3 protein-coding genes are annotated in these 2,360 nt (G+C 33.9%); all 3 read right to left on the bottom strand.

The window, feature by feature from the left end; all coding sequences use genetic code 11:
• Positions 1–249: 249 nt before the first annotated feature.
• Positions 250–1,248: a hypothetical protein gene (locus HNR77_RS29815; RefSeq protein WP_184191724.1), complete on the bottom strand. Its 999-nt coding sequence runs from the start codon at positions 1,246–1,248 to the stop codon at positions 250–252.
• A 186-nt stretch (positions 1,249–1,434) separates the two neighbouring features.
• Positions 1,435–1,689 carry an aspartyl-phosphate phosphatase Spo0E family protein gene (locus HNR77_RS29810; protein WP_184191721.1) on the bottom strand — a complete coding sequence of 85 codons (255 nt, stop codon included), beginning with the start codon at positions 1,687–1,689 and terminating at the stop codon, positions 1,435–1,437.
• 205 nt (positions 1,690–1,894) lie between these two features.
• Positions 1,895–2,360 (bottom strand): hypothetical protein (locus HNR77_RS29805; RefSeq protein ID WP_184191718.1); only part of this gene is annotated, 466 nt, incomplete at its 5' end.

Raw genomic sequence — 2,360 nt, 5'->3', positions numbered from 1 at the left:
GGAACCGCCACCTTTCGGAGTTTGTAGGGGTACAAACATTTTACCGAGGTTGCGGTTCTTTTTCTACCTTTTATTGGTTATTCAACACGCGTGATTTATTAATTATGTTTCTTTTTTAGCCTGTTCGTCTCTTCGAATAGCTTCCTCTACATAATTGCGTGGTGGAAGTTTTTCATTGATGACAAATAAAAAGATGATAATTACTATTAGGAGAGCAATAATGACTATTTGCAATTAAATCTCACCCCTCTAATATTTAAAAGAAACTCCAGTCTGAATCGCAGCATCCTGTTTAACAGTTGGTGTTATTGAAAACGAACCAGTGCCTTTAGCATCAACTCCTAAAGATCCAGAAATCCCAGACTCTGTATGAATATAGTGTCCTGAAAGATCTCCATGTGTAAATGAGCTGTTGTTTCTTATAGCTCGATAAAGAACTGTGCCTCTATGATTTTCATATCTATGCTGCTTACCATTAACAAGACTAGCAGAATCGTTTTGTAAAGGAAACTCAAATCCAATGCCACCAGTCTTATCATTGGCTGAACCATAGTGAATATTTTTAATTCCGTCACTTGTCCATGGCCCAGCACCAATAATTATATTTCTAGAGTAATACGAGTCCATTGAATATGTCAAATATTCACTATTCTGGATTGGTGTCAAGCTAGTATGATGAGCTACTCCAACTGCATCCTTATACTTATAAAAAGGAGTTTTTAACCACTTAAAATCATGTTTGATTAGATATTCTTGAGGGTTAGTATTATTTATTTTGGATATAGTTGTTGTTAGCTGCATCCAATTACTCGTAATTTCATTATCACGACAACCTGATTGAGTAATAGTACATATGCTATTAGTTGAAAAATAATTTTCTACCTGTTGTTGTAGTTTTTGTTCAACTTCACGTTTTTCAAAATCCCGTTCTGATATCTCTTCAACAGTTCCATTAGGTCTAAATTCCATATATTTTCGATCAGCACCGATTAATTCTCCTTCTATATTATCAAGATAATCAATCGTTTCGTTTGTAAGCTCTCCTACTTCTTCTGATGAAAATCCCAACTGAGCATATTTTGTGATATCTGTAGTAATGCTAGTTAAAGAGTTTTCTTGTGAATATCCTATTTTATCCAAAAATTCAGCGTTCAAATCTGAATCAATATCTTCACCATAAACCTTACTAAGAGATAACGAAGAAAGAAAGAGTATGAATGCCATAAGAACAGTTGAAACTTTTTTCATTATTAAGTCCTCCCTTAATGTATATTACTATCACTGAGTTTAGAACTACTCTTTATCGACATAGATCATAGATTACCCGCTTCGTTACAATAAGATCACCTCCGATTCTATAATTGAGAATGGGCCCAAAAAAATCATATAATTGTTTTCAAAATAAATTTAAATATACTTTTTATGAATACTAAGCTAGTTTCCATAGCCTAACTTTTGATAAGACACATCCTTATCATCGGAAGCATGACTACGTTTTTCGTTAGTTTCACCAATCTTGTTGCTGATGCTCGCTCCTAAAGCAAATCGATTATATTCATTAATTAGCTCATCCAATACCATAGACTGCTCAAGCACTTTCACATTCGGGATTCCATATTGATCTACCAAGCGACTCAACTCTTGCCGACCTTGCTCGATTTGGTCTTTCAAGATACTTAGTTCTCTCATGGCATGTACCCCTCTAGGACATTCTAGAAAAACATTTAATATGAGTAAGCTATTTAGTATCGCTCATAACTACAAGTGCTTTTTAGAACATATTATGTTTTGCATAATATTGTAAAAACAAATCTTTAGAAAAGGCATTGCGCTCTACCTAATCCTTTCTCAAAACACAAAACAGCCTACCTCAAAAGCAGATAGGCTGTTTATTTTATTTAATATTTATCTTCTTAAATAATTGTGAATACGTCTCTTGCTGAGACAAACTAGCTTGCTGTCTGTAAGTTCCGTATAAATCAACACATTTTACTGTCATGTGATCGTCTTGGTTCAATGAGGAAAGAGATAAGTTATAAAGTATTATATCTACACCGTTTTGGTAATCTTGGCTATTGCATTTGTACTTTGCAAGTTCATAATTAAACAACATATATCTATGCGTTATAACCCGTGAATTGCAGCCTTCATCTAAATAAAATCGCTTGATTTTATTTTCATATATTTCTAAATCAAACTCAATTTTAAGGGATTGTTCATTAGCAACTTCAAGAATATTAATAAAAGCAGTTAACGTTTCCTCAGCACGCGTGTTGAATAACCAATAAAAGGTAGAAAAAGAACCGCAACCTCGGTAAAATGTTTGTACCCCTACAAACTCCGAAAGGTGGCGGTTCCAT

The sequence above is a fragment of the Paenibacillus sp. JGP012 genome (assembly GCF_014203995.1).
Lineage (GTDB): Bacteria > Bacillota > Bacilli > Paenibacillales > Paenibacillaceae > Paenibacillus > Paenibacillus silvae.
This window is presented reverse-complemented; position numbering and strand designations above follow the sequence as displayed.